At 71.9% G+C, this 18,190-nt stretch carries 16 protein-coding genes; 12 read left to right on the top strand and 4 right to left on the bottom strand.

Annotation, left to right across the window (positions count from 1 at the left end; genetic code table 11):
• The first annotated feature begins 329 nt into the window (after positions 1–329).
• From ACFYMU_RS24325 to ACFYMU_RS24315, 3 genes are all read left to right on the top strand, one after another.
• Positions 330–3,224 (top strand): CDP-glycerol glycerophosphotransferase family protein, encoded by a 2,895-nt coding sequence (locus tag ACFYMU_RS24325; RefSeq protein ID WP_388376816.1) that lies wholly within the window; start codon positions 330–332, stop codon positions 3,222–3,224.
• The gene (locus tag ACFYMU_RS24320; protein ID WP_388376813.1) at positions 3,221–4,354 is read left to right on the top strand and encodes a glycosyltransferase family 4 protein; all 1,134 of its coding nucleotides are present in this window, start codon (positions 3,221–3,223) and stop codon (positions 4,352–4,354) included. The genes ACFYMU_RS24325 and ACFYMU_RS24320 overlap by 4 nt, the downstream gene beginning before the upstream one ends.
• A 278-nt stretch (positions 4,355–4,632) precedes the next feature.
• Positions 4,633–5,997 (top strand): GH1 family beta-glucosidase, encoded by a 1,365-nt coding sequence (locus ACFYMU_RS24315; protein WP_388376810.1) that lies wholly within the window; start codon positions 4,633–4,635, stop codon positions 5,995–5,997.
• A gap of 87 nt (positions 5,998–6,084) precedes the next feature.
• On the opposite strand, the gene ACFYMU_RS24310 is transcribed toward ACFYMU_RS24315, so the two are convergent.
• Positions 6,085–6,513, bottom strand: a complete 429-nt coding sequence (locus ACFYMU_RS24310; protein WP_388376807.1) for a hypothetical protein — start codon at positions 6,511–6,513, stop codon at positions 6,085–6,087.
• A 190-nt stretch (positions 6,514–6,703) separates the two neighbouring features.
• Here ACFYMU_RS24310 and ACFYMU_RS24305 point away from each other — a divergent pair, with 190 nt between their 5' ends.
• The 4 genes from ACFYMU_RS24305 (at position 6,704) to ACFYMU_RS24290 (ending at position 9,997) form a co-directional block, all read left to right on the top strand.
• Positions 6,704–7,378, top strand: a complete 675-nt coding sequence (locus ACFYMU_RS24305) for a response regulator transcription factor (RefSeq protein ID WP_388377117.1) — start codon at positions 6,704–6,706, stop codon at positions 7,376–7,378.
• A gap of 4 nt (positions 7,379–7,382) precedes the next feature.
• Positions 7,383–8,759, top strand: coding sequence for a sensor histidine kinase (locus tag ACFYMU_RS24300; RefSeq protein WP_388376804.1), 1,377 nt, complete (start codon positions 7,383–7,385; stop codon positions 8,757–8,759).
• Between the two features lie 177 nt (positions 8,760–8,936).
• Positions 8,937–9,632: a L,D-transpeptidase family protein gene (locus ACFYMU_RS24295; protein ID WP_388376802.1), complete on the top strand. Its 696-nt coding sequence runs from the start codon at positions 8,937–8,939 to the stop codon at positions 9,630–9,632.
• Positions 9,633–9,811: 179 nt separating this feature from the next.
• Positions 9,812–9,997, top strand: a complete 186-nt coding sequence (locus tag ACFYMU_RS24290; RefSeq protein ID WP_388376799.1) for a hypothetical protein — start codon at positions 9,812–9,814, stop codon at positions 9,995–9,997.
• Positions 9,998–10,004: 7 nt separating this feature from the next.
• Here the strand turns inward: ACFYMU_RS24290 and ACFYMU_RS24285 are convergent, their stop codons facing one another.
• Positions 10,005–11,411, bottom strand: a complete 1,407-nt coding sequence (locus tag ACFYMU_RS24285; protein ID WP_388376796.1) for a S1 family peptidase — start codon at positions 11,409–11,411, stop codon at positions 10,005–10,007.
• Positions 11,412–11,700: 289 nt separating this feature from the next.
• Between ACFYMU_RS24285 and ACFYMU_RS24280 the strand changes: the two genes are divergently transcribed.
• The gene (locus tag ACFYMU_RS24280; RefSeq protein WP_388376794.1) at positions 11,701–12,342 is read left to right on the top strand and encodes an HAD family acid phosphatase; all 642 of its coding nucleotides are present in this window, start codon (positions 11,701–11,703) and stop codon (positions 12,340–12,342) included.
• A gap of 117 nt (positions 12,343–12,459) precedes the next feature.
• Positions 12,460–12,897, top strand: coding sequence for a hydroxyphenylacetyl-CoA thioesterase PaaI (paaI, locus tag ACFYMU_RS24275; RefSeq protein WP_388376791.1), 438 nt, complete (start codon positions 12,460–12,462; stop codon positions 12,895–12,897).
• 77 nt (positions 12,898–12,974) lie between these two features.
• On the opposite strand, the gene ACFYMU_RS24270 is transcribed toward paaI, so the two are convergent.
• Positions 12,975–14,255, bottom strand: coding sequence for a cytochrome P450 (locus tag ACFYMU_RS24270; protein ID WP_388376789.1), 1,281 nt, complete (start codon positions 14,253–14,255; stop codon positions 12,975–12,977).
• A gap of 16 nt (positions 14,256–14,271) precedes the next feature.
• The gene (locus tag ACFYMU_RS24265) at positions 14,272–15,627 is read right to left on the bottom strand and encodes a glutamine synthetase family protein (protein WP_388376786.1); all 1,356 of its coding nucleotides are present in this window, start codon (positions 15,625–15,627) and stop codon (positions 14,272–14,274) included.
• A 345-nt stretch (positions 15,628–15,972) separates the two neighbouring features.
• Here ACFYMU_RS24265 and ACFYMU_RS24260 point away from each other — a divergent pair, with 345 nt between their 5' ends.
• Genes ACFYMU_RS24260 through ACFYMU_RS24250 form a run of 3 tightly spaced genes read left to right on the top strand, consistent with a single transcriptional unit; the run spans position 15,973 to position 18,190 of the window.
• The gene (locus ACFYMU_RS24260; protein WP_388376783.1) at positions 15,973–16,161 is read left to right on the top strand and encodes a ferredoxin; all 189 of its coding nucleotides are present in this window, start codon (positions 15,973–15,975) and stop codon (positions 16,159–16,161) included.
• Positions 16,162–16,174: 13 nt separating this feature from the next.
• Positions 16,175–17,371: an NAD(P)/FAD-dependent oxidoreductase gene (locus ACFYMU_RS24255; protein WP_388377114.1), complete on the top strand. Its 1,197-nt coding sequence runs from the start codon at positions 16,175–16,177 to the stop codon at positions 17,369–17,371.
• 12 nt (positions 17,372–17,383) lie between these two features.
• The gene (locus ACFYMU_RS24250; protein ID WP_388376780.1) at positions 17,384–18,190 is read left to right on the top strand and encodes an acetoacetate decarboxylase family protein; all 807 of its coding nucleotides are present in this window, start codon (positions 17,384–17,386) and stop codon (positions 18,188–18,190) included.

Genomic DNA, 18,190 nt, shown 5'->3' with positions numbered 1-18,190 from the left:
GGGCGCCGAGGGACGGGCCGGGGCACGCGCCGCAGGAGCGCCCGGCACCCGTCGTCCCCGCCGTCGCACCGCCGGGGGCGCGCCGTGGCCGAAGTGCGCCGGGTGCGTGTCGTGCGTGGACTCGGCCGCCGTGCCGTCACGTAGCGTGGAAGGCGGACGGGCGCACCGCCCCGGCCCCGGGCTCGGCCCCGTACCCGATCGATGTAGGGTCATGTTTCCGTGTGAACCCGGGCGCCCTCTGTCCGCGGGATGCCTTCGCGGCGCCGGACAGCCGTGGCGGTGACGGGGCGGTCGTCCGGAGAATCGGAAATCCGAGGCGAGAGGTGGCCGTGTCGATCGATATCCCCGAGTCAGGCGGGGCGGAGCCGGACATCAGCGTTGTCGTCATCGTCTACAACGATGCCCGGCGCCTTCCGGTGGCCGTACGTTCCGTGCTCGACCAGACGTTGCGCGGTGTGGAAGTGGTGATCGCCGACGACTGCTCGACCGACGGGTCGTACGACGTGGCGCGATCGCTCGCCGCCGAGCACCCGGACCGTGTGCGGGCCATCCAACTGCCCGAGAACAGCGGCGGTTGCGGAGAGCCCCGCAATCAGGGCGTGGCCGTGGCACGGGGACGCTACGTCATGTTCCTGGACAGCGACGACACCCTGGAGCCCAACGCGTGCCGCAACATGCTGGAAGCGGCCGACCGCACGGGCGCCGATCTGGTCTCGGGGCTGTGCGTCCGGGTGTACACCGACAGCAGACACGACAAGCGGACCCCCTGGTACCCCTGGCTGTACCGGAGCACACGCACCGTCGAGTCGATCGCCGAGCTGCCGGACCTCTTCGTCTTCGACACCCTCTCGACCAACAAGTGCTACCGGCGTGACTTCCTCGTCGAGAACGAGCTCACCTTCCCCCGGGGCATCCACTACGAGGACCTGCTGTTCTCGGCGCGGGCCTACCTCGCCGCGGGGCGCATCACCCTGATCCCCAACACGGTGTACTTCTGGAACGTGGTCCAGAAGACCACGGCCAAGTCGATCAGCAACCGGCGCCACGAGATCAACAACTTCAGCGACCGGCTGGAGATCCACCGCCGTATCGACGCCGTGCTGGAGCGGCGCGGGCTCGACGAGCTGAAGCTGCACAAGGACATCAAGTTCCTCAAGCACGACCTCGTCCTGTACCTGCGCGACCTGCCGTTCCTCGACGACGGCTACCGGCACCGGTTCGCGGAGCTGGCCCGCGGCTACATCCAGGACTTCCCGGAAGCGGCGTACGACCGGCTCGACCGGGTGCACGCCATCTGCGCCTACCTGCTGCTGCAGGAGGACTGGGACAACCTGATGCCCGCCGTCGACACGCTGATCAACCGGGACAAGATCTCGGCACCGCTCGCCGAGCGCGACGGCCGTGTCTACTGGTGCGAGCACCACCTGGACGACCCGAAGGCGCGCGACATCATGGATGTCACCGGCCTCGGCTACCACGGCAGATCCCTGGACCGGATGTTCCTGCGCAACCTGCTCACCGGGTACGCGGTCCGGGGGGACCTGGTGGTGCTCGAGGGCTCGGTGGTCAACCCGCTGCACACCGTCCCCGCGGACGCGAGCCTGACCGCCGAGCTGGAGTTCCGGGCCCGCCGCCGCAGCCTGCAGACCTTCCGGTTCCCGGTGCGGACGGTGCACCACGCGGGCGACACCATCGACTGGCAGGCCGCCGTCCCGCTGTCCGGCGGGCTGCGGCCCCTGGGTGTCATCGACGAGGTGTGGGACGTCCGGCTGCACCTGACGGCGGACGGGAAGCGGACCACGACTCGGATCACGGCCGGCCGCGTCGACCTCGAGAACGCCACGTCCGTGCCCGTGCGCCCCCGGCTCAGCCGGTTCGTGGCGGACCGGCTCCAGCCCCAGGTCTCCGCCAAGGGACATCTGGCCTTCCGGCTCACGCAGCAGGGCTCGGCGGCCCGGCGCGGGCGGGCCCTCGTGGACCGCAATCTGCAGGGCTCCGCGGCCCGGGGCGCCAAGGGCGCCTACCGTGCGCTGCGGGCCGTGCGCAAGGAACTGGCCTCCGGCCGGCGCAAGGTCCAGGGCTACCACCGCATGCTGAAGGTGCTCCCCGTCCGCAAGGGCACCGTCGTCTTCGAGAGCCACCTCGGCAAGCAGTACAGCGACAGCCCGCGGGCCGTCTACGAGGAGATGCGGCGCCGCCGGCTGCCCGTCACCGCCGTCTGGGCCTACGCGGGTGCCCGGCCCGAGGGCTTCCCGCAGGACGTCGAACTCGTCCGACGGTGGTCCTGGAGCTATCTGAAGGCGCTGGCCCAGGCCGAGTTCTGGATCGACAACCAGGGCTTCCCCCTCAAGCTGGCCAAGCGCCCCGGGACCACCTACATCCAGACGTGGCACGGCTCGGCGCTGAAGAGGATGGGCTTCGACGAGCCCACCCACCGGGTGCTGTCCGAGCCCGAACAGCGCTCCTACCAGCAGGCGCTGGACCGCTTCGACCACTTCGTGGTGCGCAGTGAACACGACGTCCGTACCCTCGCCCGGGCCTACCGCATCCCGGAGGAGAAGCTGCTGCGCACGGGCTATCCCCGCAACGACGCCCTGGTACGGGCGGCCAGGGACCCCCAGGCGGCCGAGCCGGCCGTGCGGGAGCTCGGCGAGCGCCTCGGTGTCCGCCCGGACCGCCGTGTGGTCCTGTACGCGCCCACGTTCCGCGCCCGGCCCGACGGCGGCGTACGGGACTTCGCGTTCCCCTTCGACGTGGAGCGCTTCGCCGACACGTTCGGGGACCGGTTCACGCTGCTGGTCCGCTCCCACTACCTCAACCGGGTCAGCCTTCCGCCCTCGGTGGCGGGCCGCGTGATCGACGTGACGGGCGAACCGGACATCACTCCGCTCCTGCTGCTCTCCGACGCCCTGATCACCGACTACTCGTCCGTGATGTTCGACTATGCGCTGCTGCGCCGGCCGCTGGTGTTCTACGCGTACGACTGGGAGGAGTACTCCGAGGACATGCGCGGCACGTACTTCGACCTCCTCGAGGAGGCCCCGGGCCCGGTCGCGCGCACCGAGGACGAACTCTTCGCCGCACTGTCCGACCTGGGCGCCGTCGGCACCCAGTACGAGGCGCGGCTCAAGGAGTTCATGGACAAGTACGGCGAGTACGACCGCGGGGACGCGGCGGCTCGCATCGTGGACCGCTTCTTCGGCCCGGCGGGAGGGACTCGATGACGCAGCGTGAGATCTTCTTCGTCGGCAACGAGGTCAACGAGCTCGGGGGTGTGGGCCGCTGGCAGTCGCAGATGGCCCAGCTGCTCGGCGAGCGCGGCCACCGGGTCACGATCTTCGGCATCGCCCCGCCGGAGGTGCCCATGGACCTCGGCGAGAATCCGCCGTTCGACACCGTGACCCTGTACGACCGGCGGCCCCCGGGCCGTCGCCGGCCGCGCGTCCCGCTGGGCCGCTTCGATCCCGCCGTCCGCCGGCAGGAGGCGGACATGCGGCGGGTCGCCGAGCGGCTGTCCCAGGCGTTCCGCGCCGCGGGACCCGGTGCCGTGATCATCGTGACGCAGGTCTGGGCGATGGAGTGGGTGGCGCTCGCGGACACCGCAGGGCACTCGATCATCGGCATGAGCCACGAGTCCTTCGAGGCCTCCCGCCGCTCGTCGCGCTTCGAGCGGGTGCTCCGGTACTACAAGGACGTGGACCGGATGCTGGTGCTGACGCAGGAGGACGCCGACGGCTGGGTGGGCGCGGGCCTCAACAACGTCGGTTTCCTGCCGAATCCGCTGCCGGTGACGCCCGGCGCGCCGTCGCCGCGCACGGAGAAGGCCGTGGTCAGCATCGGGCGGCTCAGCCATGCGAAGGGCGTCGACCTGCTGCTGGACGTCTGGGCCGAGGTGGCCCCGCGGCAGCCCGGCTGGATCCTGCGCATCTACGGCGCGGGCGACTACGAGGCCGAACTGCGGCAGCAGTCGACGGAACTGGGCCTGGACGACTCGGTCGAGTGGGCGGGGCAGACCGACGACGTGATCGGCGCGCTCAGGCGGGCGTCCGTGTTCGTCCAGTCCTCGCGCGGCGAGGGTTTCCCGCTCGTCCTCCTGGAGGCGATGGCCTGCGGCGTGCCGTGTGCCGCGTTCGACTGCTCGCCCGGCGTGCGCGAGATCATCAGGGACGGCGAGGACGGGCTGCTGGCCCGGCTCGGCAACACCACGGAACTCGCCCGCATGCTGGTCCGGTTGATGTCCGACGAGCACTTGCGCGACACGATGGGGGACCGGGCGCGGCAGAACGTGCAGCGCTTCGCCCCCGAAGTGATCACCCGCCGCTGGGAGGAGCTCTTCGACTTCCTGGAGCGCTGAGCGCCGGCCGCCCCCGAGGGCGGCCGGCCCCGGTCCGCCGCCCCGGCCGCCGGGTGGCGGTGGGCGCCGGTGGGCGCCGCCGCGACGCAACCGTTGGCATGCCCTGGTGCCGGGTGCCTTGACGCGGTGCGTCCGCGCCATTTAACTCACGTCCTAAATTAAGACGTGACGGCTTTGGGTGGACGGGTCGCTCCGAGGCGTCCGCGGCGCTCTCGACTCCCGGAAGGCGCACCAGGAGCCCTGAAGTGACCGATCCCCTTGTTCCTGAGAGGACTCCCGTGTCCGAACGCATCGATCTCGCCGCTCTCCCGCACGACTTCCTGTGGGGCACCGCCACATCGGCGTACCAGATCGAGGGCGCCGTCACCGAGGACGGCCGGTCGCCGTCGATCTGGGACACCTTCTCGCACACCCCGGGGAAGACCGCGGGCGGCGAGCACGGCGACGTGGCCTGCGACCACTACCACCGCTGGCGTGAGGACATCGGGCTGATGCAGCGGCTGGGCACCGACGGCTACCGGCTGTCGATCGCCTGGCCCCGGGTGGTCCCGGGCGGCGAGGGGGAGGTGAACCCCAAGGGCCTCGCGTTCTACGACCGGTTGATCGACGCTCTGCTGGAGGCGGGCATCACCCCGTCCGTCACGCTCTACCACTGGGACCTGCCGCAGGTGCTCCAGGACCGGGGCGGCTGGCCGGAGCGGGCCACCGCCGAGCACTTCGCCGCGTACGCGGCAGTCGTCGCCGAGCGCCTCGGGGACCGCGTCGCCCACTGGGCCACCCTCAACGAACCCCTGTGCTCGGCGTGGATCGGACACCTCGAAGGCACCATGGCGCCCGGCCTCACCGACCTCACCGCGGCCGTGCGCGCCTCCTACCACCTCCTCCTCGGCCACGGTCTCGCAGCCCAGGCCGTCCGGGCCGCCGCCCCCGCCGCCGAGATCGGCATCGTCAACAACCTCTCCACCGTGCACGCCGCCACCGACCGCCCGGAGGACGCCGCGGCGGCCCGCCGCATGGACGGCCATGTCAACCGCTGGTGGCTGGATCCGGTGCACGGGCGCGGCTTCCCCGCGGACATGCGCGAGGTGTACGGCGTGGAGCTGCCCGAGCGACCCGGCGACGCGGAGACCATCGCGGCCCCGCTGGACTGGCTGGGCCTGAACTACTACTTCCCGGCCGCCGTCACCGACGACCCGGCCGGGCCCGCCCCCCGGGTCCGCTCCGTGCGCCGCCCCGGAGTGCCGCGCACCGGCATGGACTGGGAGATCGACGCGGGCGGCATCACGACGCTGCTGCTGCGCCTCACCCACGAGTACGGCGCCCGCAAGCTGTACGTCACCGAGAACGGTTCCGCCTTCCCCGACGCCGTACGCGCCGACGGCACCGTGGACGACCCGGAACGCCGGGAGTACCTGGAGCGGCATCTCGCCGCCTGCGCCGCGGCGGCCCGTCAGGGCGCCCCGCTGGCCGGCTACTTCGCGTGGTCGCTGCTGGACAACTTCGAGTGGGCCTACGGTTACGACAAGCGCTTCGGCCTCGTCCACGTCGACTTCCGGACTCAGCGCCGCACCGTCAAGGGCAGCGGGCACCGCTACGCGGACATCGTGCGGGCCCACCGCGGCCGGGCGCGCAACGCCGCCTGAGGAGACCGCGGCCCGAGCAGACAGACGACGATGCCGGTTCGCGCCCGAGGCGCGAACCGGCACACAACGGCTGGTCACACGCCGTCGTTACCGCCCGTGGTCTCCACCGTTGAAGAAGCCACCGCCGAAGAAGCCACCGCGGTCCCCGTTGAAGAAGCCGCCGTAGTCTCCGTTGTAGAAGCCACCGTGGTTGCGGTAGCCGAAGTCGTAGTTGTTGAAGTACCCGTGGTCGCGGAAGTCGCGGTAGTAGCCGTGGTCACGGAAGTCGTACCGGAAGTTCCGGTGGTCGCCGAAGCGGTAGCAGCCCCGGTCGTGGTGCCGATAACCGTCGTAGCGCCAGTTCCAGCACCCGTAGTCCCGGTAGTACCCGCGGTCGTGGTCCCCGTGGCCGTCGTTGGTCTGAACCGAGGTGGGTGCGACCGAGGGAGTGCTCGCCATCGCGACACCGCTGCTCGCCGCGCCGGCCAGCAGCATCGTGCCGGCGATCAGTGCGGCCCTGCGTCGGACGATCGTCATTGCGTCTCTCCTTCGTCTGACGGGCACGGAAGCCCTCTTTCATCCCGTTGGTCACAGCCTGCGGCAGGGCCGCTGAGAAGAGGCTGAGAGAGCCGGCCGCCGCGACCGCCGTCCGCGACGCGGCCCTCACGGAGCGTGCTCGACGCGCGGACGGGCCCTGGTCTCCGTAGGGTGGATCAAGAGGGTGACCATGCGAGTTCTGGTGATCGAGGACGAACGGGGGCTCGCCGAGGCGATTGCCCAAGGGCTCGCCGAGGAGGGCTTCGTCGCCGATGTCGCCCATGACGGCGTCGACGGGCTGTGGCGCGCCGCCAACGAACCGCACGACGCGATCGTGCTGGACCTGATGCTGCCCGGCATCTCCGGGTACGAGGTGCTGAAGCGCATGCGGGCGGCCGACGTGTGGGCGCCCGTGCTCATCCTCACCGCGAAGGACGGCGAGTACGACGAGGCGGACGCCCTCGACCTGGGCGCCGACGACTATCTGAGCAAGCCCTTCTCCTACGTGGTGCTCGTGGCCCATCTGCGCGCGCTGCTGCGCCGAGGGGCGCCCGCCCGGCCCGCGGTGCTCGAGGCCGGCGACCTCGCCCTGGACCCGGCCTGCCGGCGTTGCCACCGCGCGGGGCAGGAGATCTCCCTGACGGCCCGCGAATTCACCCTTCTGGAGTACTTGCTCCGGCGCTGCGACGAGGTCGTCAGCAAGACGGACATCCTCGACCACGTCTGGGAGGAGAACTTCGACGGCGACACCAACATCGTCGAGGTCTACGTCGGGTATCTGCGGCGCAAGATCGACGCCCCGTTCGGCCGCCGGACGATCGAGACGGTCCGCGGCGCCGGCTACCGGCTGCGCGGCGGGAGGTGAGGCCGTGCCCGTCCCCCTCCCCGCCTGGTGGGCCCGGCGCTCCCTGCGGCTGCGGCTGACCGCCGCGGCCGCGCTGGTGATCGCGGCGGCACTGGTGGGCGCGGCGTCCCTGCTGGCCGTCTGGCTGCGCTCCGGCCTCGTCGGCGGGCTCGACCAGACCGCGCTGCAGCGGGCCCAGGTCATCGCGGGGAGCCTCGACAGCGGCGACCTCGCCCGCACCCTGCCGGCCTCCGACAGCGGCGACAGCGCCGTCCAGGTCGTGGGCGCCGACCGGGCCGTGCGGTCCAGTTCGGCGAACCTGGCGGGCGAGCCCGCGCTGTTCTCCTTCGCGCCCACACTCTCCGCCACGCCCCGGGCCCACACCGTGCACGGCCTGCCCCTGGACGGGGCGGGCAGCTGGCGCGCCGTGGGCGTCCCGGCCGGAGGGAGCGGCAACCCCTTCACGGTGTACGTCGCCGTCCCCACCGCGGCCGTGGACCACCACCTGTCCGAACTCACCCTGGTCCTGGCCGTCGCCGTGCCGGCGGCCGTCGCCCTGCTCACGGGCGGCGTCTGGCTGCTGACCGGCCGGGCCCTGCGGCCCGCGGAGGCCCTGCGCGCGCAGGCCGCCGAGATCACCATCTACGACCTGGGCCGCCGGCTGGACGTGCCGCCGGCCGACGACGCCCTGGGACGGCTCGCCCGCACCCTCAACGACCTGCTCGCCCGGCTGGACGTCTCGGCGCAGCGGCAGCGGCAGTTCATCGCGGACGCCGCGCACGAACTGCGCAGCCCCCTCAGCAGCCTGCACACCCAGCTGGAGGTGGCGGTCCGGCACCCCGGCGCCGCGGACTGGAGCACCCGGGGCCCCGCGCTCCTCGAGGAGAGCGAGCGGCTGTCCACGCTCGTCGACGGGCTCGTCCGGCTGGCCCGCCTCGACGCCCGGCCCCGGCTGCGCAGACGCCCCGTGGACCTGGACGAGATCGTTTTCCAGGAGGTCCGCAGCGCCCGCAGGCACACCTCCCTCGAGATCGACCAGCACGCCGTCTGCGCCGCCCGTGTGCACGGGGACGCGGACGCGCTGGCCCGCGTCGTGCGCAATCTGCTGGACAACGCCATCCGGTACGCGGTCGCCCGGATCCAGGTGAGCCTGCGGGTCCGTGACCGCACCGCGTGGCTGACGGTCGCCGACGACGGACCCGGCATCCCGCCGAACGACCGGCGCCGTGTCTTCGACCGCTTCACCCGCCTCGACGGGGCGCGGGCCCGGGACACCGGCGGAAGCGGTCTCGGGCTGGCGATCGTCCACGATGTCGTCGCCGCTCATCACGGCCATGTCCGCATCGAGGACAACGCGCCCGGCGCCCGCATCGTGGTCCACATCCCGGCGACCGAGCCCTGACCGCACCCGGTCGTCGCGCACGCCCCGAGGACGGGGCGGCGTGGAATGTCACGGTGTGGTCGCGGTGCGGACGGCTTTGCAACCCTTCGGCCCCCAGGGCGGTCTACCTGGCAGGACAAGTGCCACGTACGGTGAGTATCCGGCACAGGAGCCCGTACCGGAGACGAAGGGTCCGCCATGGGGGACATACGCAGACGGGGAGCCGTCGCACTCGGGGTCACCGCACTCGTGACGCCGCTCACGCTCGCGCTCGGCGCCGCGCCCGCGGGTGCCGCGAGCTGCACCACGCAGACCGGTCCGTACCAGAAGCAGGTCGAGAAGTTCCTCGGCCGGCCGGTCGACGGCAGGCAGTCCGCCGCCGACTGCAAGGCGATACGGGCCTTCCAGAACAAGCACGGCATCACCCCGGCCATCGGCTACGCGGGCCCCGTCACCTGGGGGGTGATGGACCTGATGAACAAGCAGAAGGCCGTCGGTACGAACCCCAACAAGGACGGCAAGTGCCCCGTCAACAAGGGGCGCATCGCCTGCGTCAACCTCACGCTCCAGCTGAGCTGGGTGCAGGACGGCAAGCGCCTCGTCTACGGCCCCGTACCGGTCCGCACCGGCCGTGACGGATACGAGACCCGCACCGGCCTGAAGAAGATCTACTGGCGGGACATCGACCACGTGTCGACCATCTACAACGTGCCCATGCCCTACAGCCAGTTCTTCGACGGAGGCCAGGCGTTCCACTCGGTCGGCCTGAGCATGTGGAACCCGCCGGGTTCGCACGGCTGCGTCAACATGACCAAGACCGCCGCGAAGAAGTACTGGTCGCTGCTGAAGACGGGCGACGACGTCTTCGTGTACGGCCGCAAGCCCGGAACCTGAGGCGCGCGCGGTCCGGCCGTCCCCGCGGACGGCCGGACCGGGGCGGCACGGTCGTGCGGGCACGTCCCGGTGCCGGGCGCCGTGGAGTGAGCGGCCGGTTCGCGCGGAGTGATCGGCTTCACGGTCCGTAATGCCGGAAGGCGCCTGATTGTTCACATCGTCTTCACGGTACGCCCCGTATGCTTCACGGTATGTCCACCACTCCCCAACCCCCGGCGGAACGCTCCGCCCACGAGGTGAACGAGGAGATCCGGGCCCTGTGGTTCCGAAGCGGCGGGATGCTCACCATGGAGGAGCGGCGGGAGTACCAGCGGCTCGTCATGGAATGGGCGGCCGCCTCCCCGGGCCCGACGAAGGCGGCCTGACGCCCCATCAGCCCCAAGTGCCCGAGTACGCACGACGATAGGCGTTGCGGTCCTGCTCCGTGCGGATGTACCGGGTGGCCGCGAGGGCGACGAGGCTACCCGCGATGACCAGCAGGCCGGGTCCGACGTTCCGCGGGTCGCCGAGCCGTGACAGGAAGCCGCCGGCGCCACCGGCGCCGCCGACCTGCTGCACGGCTCCGGGGGCGGCCGACCCCGGGACCGCCGACCCGGGCGCGATCGCCGCACCCTGCGTCGCCGGGGCGGACGGGGAGCCGGCCGCGGAGGTCGCGGCGGGCGCACCGGCCGACGCCGGCGGCTGCCCCGTCAGCTGCACGCCGAGCGCCGACATCGCCTGCGTGGCCGGCTGGAAGAACGTGGTACCGCCCGTCCGGCAGTTGCCGCTGCCCCCCGAGGTCACCCCGAGCGCGATGCCCTCGGAGAACAACGGCCCGCCGCTGTCGCCCGGTTCGGCGCACACCGTGGTCTGGATGAGGCCGGTGACCGCGCCCTCGGGGTAGTTGACGGTCGCGTCGAGCGCGGTGACCTCGCCGTCGTGCAGACCGCTGGTGCTGCCGCTGCGGAAGACCTTCTGCCCGACGACGGCGTCTCCCACCGCCGTGATACGCACTCCGCGCCCGCCGCCGATGGCGACGACGTTCGCACCGGGGGTCGCCTGCCCGTTCTCGTACCGGATGAGCGAGAAGTCGCCGGCGCCGGGGAACTCCGAGGTGACGGTGCGGCCGACCTGGGTGCGGCCCGTGTTGTCGGAGAACCACAGCGAGCCGCCGGGCCCGCAGTGCCCGGCGGTGAGGATGAACTCGCTCTGGCCGTTGGTCACGTTGAAGCCCGCCGAGCAGCGGCCGCTCGTCGAGAAGATCGGCTGGGCGCCGTTCACCCGGGTGGTGAACCTGCCCTGCGTCCGCTCCATCCGGACGAAGTCGCCGATCCCGTCGGCGAGTTTCGTCATCCGGGACCAGTCGGAGGCGGAGACGGTGCTGTCGCCCTCCACCACCACCTGGTTGGTCCGGTAGTCCACGACCCAGGCGGTACCGGCCACCCGTGGGGCGGAACTCAGGCTCTTCGTCGCGGCCTTGAGCTGCTCCAAGCTGTGACGGACCGTCTTGGGGCGCGCCCCGGCCGCCGTGACCTGGGCGGCCGCGGCCCGGTCGGTCACGGCGACGACCGGTTTCCCGTCGGGCCCGAGCCAACTGCCCGCCGTGCGCGACGCCCCCAGCCGTGACACGAGCGTGGAACCCGTCCGGGAGACGGTCCGGGCGGGCGTACCGTCCGGAGTCTGCGCGCCGGACGGTTCGCTCGCCAGGGCCTGAGTGACCATCAGGCCACCCAGGAGCACCCCGCCGAGGGCCGCGATCCGCGCTCCCCGTCGGACGATCCGTCGTCGTGCATGCCTCATTCATGGCTCCCGAACCCCGAACAGCACGGCGTCACCACCGCGGGACGCTCCGGTCGTCGAGCGCCCTTCCTCCATACGTGCGCCCGCGCCGGGGTGTTCACCGCCTCCTCGCGTGGCTGTTTCTCCCGCTGTCGGGGGGATGGGGACCCGGCCATTCGCGTGTACCGGCGAGTAATTGTCTACCAATCGGTAACCCTTCCGTGGTTCGTCGTCCATTCTTAGGCATGAGCATGTCCAGTGCGGCAGGGGTGCGACGCCCCCGCCGCTTTCACGTGAGAGAGGGACGGGTATGACAGGACGTGGTGTGGGGCGCCGGATCGGCGCGGTCTCGGCGGTCGTGGCGCTGGGGTTCGGTGGCACGTTCACCGCGGCGCAGACCGCCTCCGCGGCTCCTGCCGCGACCGCCGTGAGCGTGGCCGCGGTGCAGGCGTCCGGGGTCGACTACGCCACCTGGCAGGCGGACGTGAAGGCGGTCATCGACGAGGCGCAGCCCTACGTCGAGCAGCGCACCGCGAACGCGGCCGGGCAGCAGCTCGCGATCGTCTTCGACATCGACAACACCGCGCTCGAGACGGACTTCCATCCGTGGTACGCGCTGCCCACCCCGGCCGTGAAGCCGTCCCTGCAGCTGGCGCAGTACGCGAAGTCCCGCGGTGTCGCCGTCTTCTTCGTCACCGCGCGCCCGGGCATCATCGAGTCCGAGACCAAGTGGAACCTGAAGACGGTGGGTTACCCGGTCGACGGCCTGTACGTGCGTGATCTGCTGGATCTGTTCGACGAGGTCAGCGAGTACAAGACGAGCAAGCGCGCGGAGATCGAGTCGCGCGGCTACACGATCATCGCGAACGTCGGCAACAACGACTCCGACCTGGTCGGCGGCCACGCCGAGCGCACCTTCAAGCTGCCCGACTACAACGGCCAGCTGTCCTGACGGTCCCCTCCGCGCCCGGGTGCCGGCACGGCCTCATCTCCGTGCCGGCGCCCGGGCGGCGGGTATGCTGCTGACCGAATATTCGTTCGGCGGTGGTGAGTGGGGTGGTGACGCGCGATGACCCGTGCGCAGGAGTCCGTGCCGTCGGCGGCGGAGACCATGTTCGTGCGGGACCAGGCGTCCCGACGGCTCGGCATCGAGCTGCTGGAGCACGCACCGGGTTCCGCCGTGCTGCGGATGACCGTGACACCGGACATGGTCAACGGACACGGGATCGCCCACGGCGGCTGTCTCTTCCTGCTCGCGGACACCGCGTTCGCCTGTGCCTGCAACGGGCACGGCCCCGTGACGGTCGCCGCCGCGGCCGACATCGACTTCGTCGCGCCCGCCCACGAGGGCGACGTGCTCGTGGCCACCGCCCGGGAACGCACGACGTTCGGCCGCAGCGGCATCTACGACGTCAGCGTCCTGCGCGGCGCCGAGGTCGTCGCCGAGTTCCGCGGACGCAGCCGCACGCTGCGCCCGGCGGGGAAGCCGCTGCCGACGGGACAGTGACGGCGGCCGTGCCGTGCGCGCCCCGTGGTCACCGCCGTGGCCGGGACCGTGACCACCCCTCTCGTGAGAGACGACGCTCAGGCGAGCGTGACCTCCACCGGCAGGTGTTTGATGCCGTTGACGAAGTTGGACCGCACCCGCGAGACCTCGCCCGTGAGGCGGATGCCGGCCAGGCGCGGGATCAGCTCCTCGAACATGATCCGGATCTCGGTGCGGGCGAGCAGGTTGCCCAGGCAGAGATGGGGGCTGCCCTTGCCGAAGGTCACGTGGTCGTTGTTCTGCCGGGTGACGTCGAAGTCGTACGGGTTGCCGAAGACCTCCTCGTCGCGGTTCCCGGACGCGTACCACATGACGACCTTGTCGCCCTCCCTGATGTGCTTGCCGCCGAGTTCGACGTCACGGGTGGCGGTGCGGCGGAAGTGGTAGACGGGCGACGCCCAGCGCAGGAACTCCTCGACCGCGCCGGGGACGAGGGAGGGGTCCTGTTGCAGGCGGGCGAGCTGGTCGGGGTGCTGGATGAGGGCCAGCATGGAGTGCGAGATGGTGTGGCGGGTGGTCTCGTTGCCGGCCACGACCAGCAGCAGGAAGTAGTTGTCGAAGTCCTGCGCCGAGAGCGGCACTCCGTCACGCGGGGTCTGGTTGACGAGCCGGGAGACCAGGTCGGTGCCGTCGCCGCCGCGCCGCTGCCGGGCCAGCTCCCGCCCGTAGGCGAAGACCTCCAGCGCGGCGGGGGAGCGGAAGGGCAGGTCGCGGTACTTCTCGCTCTCCTCGCTGTGCAGCAGGACGTCCGCGTAGTCGGGGTCCGTGTTGCCGATGATCCTGTTGCCCCACGCGATGAGCTGCTGGTTGTCCTCCGGCGGCACATCGAGGAGACGGGCCAGCACATTGATGGGGAAGTCGGCGGAGACCTCCTTGACGAAGTCGAAGCGGCCCTTGGCCAGCGCGGAGTCCAGGGTCTTCGCCGTCAGGCCGCGCAGGAAGTCGGTGTAGCTGTTGACGACGGAGGCGCCGAACTGACGCTGGATCAGGCTGCGCAGGGCGCGGTGGCGGACGCCGTCCAGTTCCAGGATCGAGGCGCGCTTCTTGATCTGGTCGTCGTCGACCTCCTCCAGGTTGACGAATCTGCCGGAGGTGAACGTCTCGGCGTCACGGTCGACCCGTGCGATGTCCTCGTGCCGGGTCACCGCCCAGAAACCGGAGTTGGGCGCCTGCTCCGGCTGCCAGTGCACCGCGTCCTCGTGGCGCAGGGTGTGGAACATCCGGTAGGGCGTGACGCCGTCGGTGAAGTTGTCGAGGTCGGCGAGGTCGACGTCCTCCAGGGGCAGCGGTTCGCGGACGTCGGTGAGCATGTCGGTCATGGGTGGCTCCTGAACATCACAGGTGGTGGGCGTACTCGGTGAACTCCCAGTCGGTGACGTGCCGTCCGAAACGCTCGACCTCGTCCCGCTTGTAGGAAAGGAAGGAAGTGGTGAACCCCTTGCCGAGGATGTCGGTGAGGGCGGTGTCCGCCTCCAGCGCGTCGAGCGCCGCGGACAGGCTCATGGGCAGCATGGCGGACCGGGTGGTGTCGTAGCCGTAGCCCTCCAGCGCGGCCGGCGGTTCCTCGCCCGCCAGCACGCCGAGCAGCGCGGCCGCGCAGGCCCCGGCGATCAGCAGGTACGGGTTGGCGCTGGCGTCGCCGAGCCGCAGTTCCAGGCGCGCTCCGCCGCCGCGCTCGGGCGGGACGCGGACCATGGCGCTGCGGTTGTCCAGGCCCCAGTCGACGAGCCAGGGTGCCAGGGTGTCGGGCCCGAACCGCTTGTAGGAGTTGACGGTCGGGTTCGCCAGAGCCGCGAGCGCCGGGGCGTGGGCGAGGACGCCGGCGATCGCGTGGCGCGCCGTGGCGGACAGGCCGTGGGCGCCCGCGGGGTCGTCGAAGAGGTTGCGCCCGTCCTGGTCCCGGCAGGACAGATGGAGGTGGAAGCCCGAGCCGCCGGCGTCGTTGAAGGGCTTCGCCATGAAGGTGGCCAGCCTGCCCTCCTTGCGTGCCAGTTCCTTGACGGCCGCCTTGAAGCGGAAGGACCGGTCGGCGGCGTCCATGGCGTCGGAGTGGGTGAGGTTGATCTCGAACTGGGCGCTGTCGAACTCGTGGTTGCCGCTGCTGACACCGACGCCGAGGTCGCGCAGCGGCCGCAGGACCCGCAGCAGGTGGTTGTCGGGGTCGGCCCGCAGCCCGGCGGTGTAGACGTTGCCCGGGTGGTGGCTGTAGCGGCGCCAGCCCTGCGGCGCGTCGGGCGCCGGGTCGCACAGGAAGTACTCCAGCTCCGGTCCGACCACCGGCCGCAGCCCGTGTTCGGCGCACCGGGCGAGGACCCCGCGCAGCAGGTCGCGGGGCGACTCGGGGGCGGGCAGCCCGGTGGCCGGGTCCGTGACGTCGCCCAGGCAGGAGGCCACGCCGGGCTCCCAGGGCAGTGCGGCGAGCGTGTCCAGGTCCGGTCGTACGGTGATGTCGGGCAGGCCCGCCTCCAGGCCGCCCGCCACCGGGACCACGTCGCCGCGCGGGGTGGTGTGGTAGACGGCCCGGCAGAAGGCGAGCCCGTGCTCGCAGGCCGCGGGCAGGTGGTCCAGCAGGACGTCGCGGGCGCGGTCGGTGCCGAGGAGGTCGGGGTAGGTCACCCGGACCACGTCGATGCCCTCGGCGGTGAGCCGGTCCAGATGCCGGCGGACGGATGGGTTGTCGGGTGCGCTCACCGATGTCTCCTCGAGCGGGGGATGAGGGGGTGACGACGCCCTGCGGTCTCGCGGGCCCGGGGCAGGGGTGGGCGTCGGATGCGGGGCTGGGCGGCAGCCACGGCGCAGTCGTTTGACGCCAAACGCTAGGAAGGCGGGGGCTTTCCCGCAAGAGTACGGCCGAAAAAATTATCCATCCGGATAGCTATTGACCCGGGTGTGACGGCTTCCTATGTTGTTTGAAGCCAAACGAGTCGGGGGTTCGGCCATCCGGTCCGCGCCCCCGTGGCCGGGGCCCGGCCCGCAGCCGGGCCCCTCTTTCTTCCCCTCCCCGCTCAGGCGCCCTCACTCCCAGGAGGAACGGCCATGAAGGTCGTCGTCGACATGAACAAGTGCCAGGACCACGGCCAGTGCGTCTTCGCGGCGCCCGACGTCTTCCGGTTCGACGACGACGGCCGGCTGGCCTATGTCGCCGAGCCCGACGACGCGCTGCGCGAGACGGTCGAGGAGGCCGCCGACGTCTGCCCGCTGCAGGCCATCCGGATCGAGGGCTGACGTGAGCCCCCGCATCCTCGTGGTCGGCGCCTCCATGGCGGGTCTGCGGGCCGCCGAACACCTGCGCTCCGCCGGCTGGACCGGGGCGATCACGGTCGTCGGCGAGGAGCCCCACATGCCCTACAACCGGCCCCCGCTCTCCAAGGAGGTGCTGGCCGGGAAGGCGCCCTTCTCGTCCCTGGCCTTCCGGCCCCGCGCGAGCGTGGGCGACGTGGAGTGGCGCCTCGGCAGGAAGGCCGTCGCGGCCCGCCTCGCCGAGCGGACCGTCGCACTCGACGACGGCGAGACCCTCTCGTACCACGGCCTCGTCGTCGCCACCGGCATGCGCCCCCGACGGCTGCGCTGCCCGGGACCGCTCGCGGGCCGGCACACCGTCCGCACGATCGACGACGCCCAGGGCCTGCGCGCGGCACTGACCCGGCCGGGGGCGCGGGTGGTCGTGGTGGGCGGCGGTTTCATCGGCTGCGAGGTCGCCGCCACCGCGGTCGGCCTCGGGGCGGCCGAGGTGACCGTCGTCGACCCGCTGCCCCTGCCGATGGTGGGCCCCCTCGGCGAACTCCTCGCGCGTGCCCTGCTGGAGCGGCACGAGAAGCGCGGGGTGCGCTTCGCGCTCGGCGCGGGCGTGTCCGGCTTCCGGGGCGAGGACCGGGTCACGGGCGTCGTGCTGAGCGACGGAAGGGTGCTGGCCGCGGACGTGGTGGTGGAGTCGGTGGGCTCGGTCGCCAACACCGAGTGGCTGGAGGGCAACGGGCTCGACCTGAGCGACGGCGTCCTCACCGACGAGCATCTGCGGGCCGGTGGACGCCCCGACGTGGTCGCCGTGGGCGACGTCGCGCGGTTCCCCAACGCCCGGTACGACCACGTGCCGCGCCGCGTCGAGCACTGGTGCATACCCACGGACAGCGCCAGACACGCCGCGAAGGTGCTCGTCGCCCGTCTCACCGGCGCCGACGCCGAGCCGGCGCCGTTCGCGCCGCTGCCCACGTTCTGGAGCGACCAGCACGAGTTCCGCCTCCAGTCCTTCGGCGCTCCGGCGCTCGGCAGGGACGACGTGCGGATCCTGGACGGCGCCCCGGACGGGGACGTCCTCGTCGGCTACCACCGCGACGGCCTGCTGGCCGGCGTCGTGGCCCTCGGCGGCCGGTCCGCCGTGTCCGCCGCGGCCCGCTACCGCGCCGAACTGCTCCAGCAGCCCGCCCTCACCGCCTAAGGAAATCCCGCCATGACCACCGTCCGCGGTTTCTTCACCCCCAAGACGGCCACCGGCGCCTCGTCGCTGATCCCCTCCCCGCCCTGGCGGTACTCCGGCGACCTGCTGACCGTCGAGTACCGCACCGACCCCGACCGGGTACGCGAACTGCTGCCCGCCCCGCTGGAGTCGGCCGAGGACGACCCCGGCGCCGTGGCCCTGATCTGGGCCGACTGGCAGTCCTGCGGCGCCTCGGGAGAGGAACTGCTGGACCCGGTGCGCGCCCAGTACAAGGAGGCGTTCGCCGTCGTCCGCTGCACGTACCGGGGCCGTACCTACTCCCGCTGCGTCTTCATCTGGGTCGACAAGGACTTCGCGATCGCCCGGGGGCTGCACCAGGGCTACCCGAAGAAGCTGGGCTCGATCCACCAGACCCGCCCGCACCCGTACGGGCCCGCGCCGCGGATCGAGGCGGGCGCCCGGTTCGGCGCGACGCTCGCCGCCGCCGACCGGCGCCTCGCCCAGGCGGTGGTCACCCTGCGCGAGCCGTCCCGGACGAACGGCTTCGTCAACGGCCACCCCATGGCCCACCACCGCTGGCTGCCCTCCGTCGAGAAGGGCGGGGGACCGGCCCTGGACGAGTTGATCGAGTCCGGCGCCGCCTCCTTCGAGGCGGGACCGGCATGGCGCGGCGACGCCGACCTGGAGCTGTTCGAGGCGCCCACCGAGGAACTGGCCCGGCTGGAGGTCCGTGAGCCGATCGCCGCGTACTACCGCCAGGTCGGCGTGGTCTGGGACGGCGGGCGACTGCTGGAGTCCGGCACCTCGGGCGCCGAGTGA

It is taken from the genome of Streptomyces sp. NPDC007264 (genome assembly GCF_042869095.1).
Classification (GTDB): Bacteria; Actinomycetota; Actinomycetes; order Streptomycetales; family Streptomycetaceae; genus Streptomyces.
The sequence above is the reverse complement of the archived record's forward strand: the minus strand, read 5'-3'. Positions and strand labels throughout refer to the sequence as shown.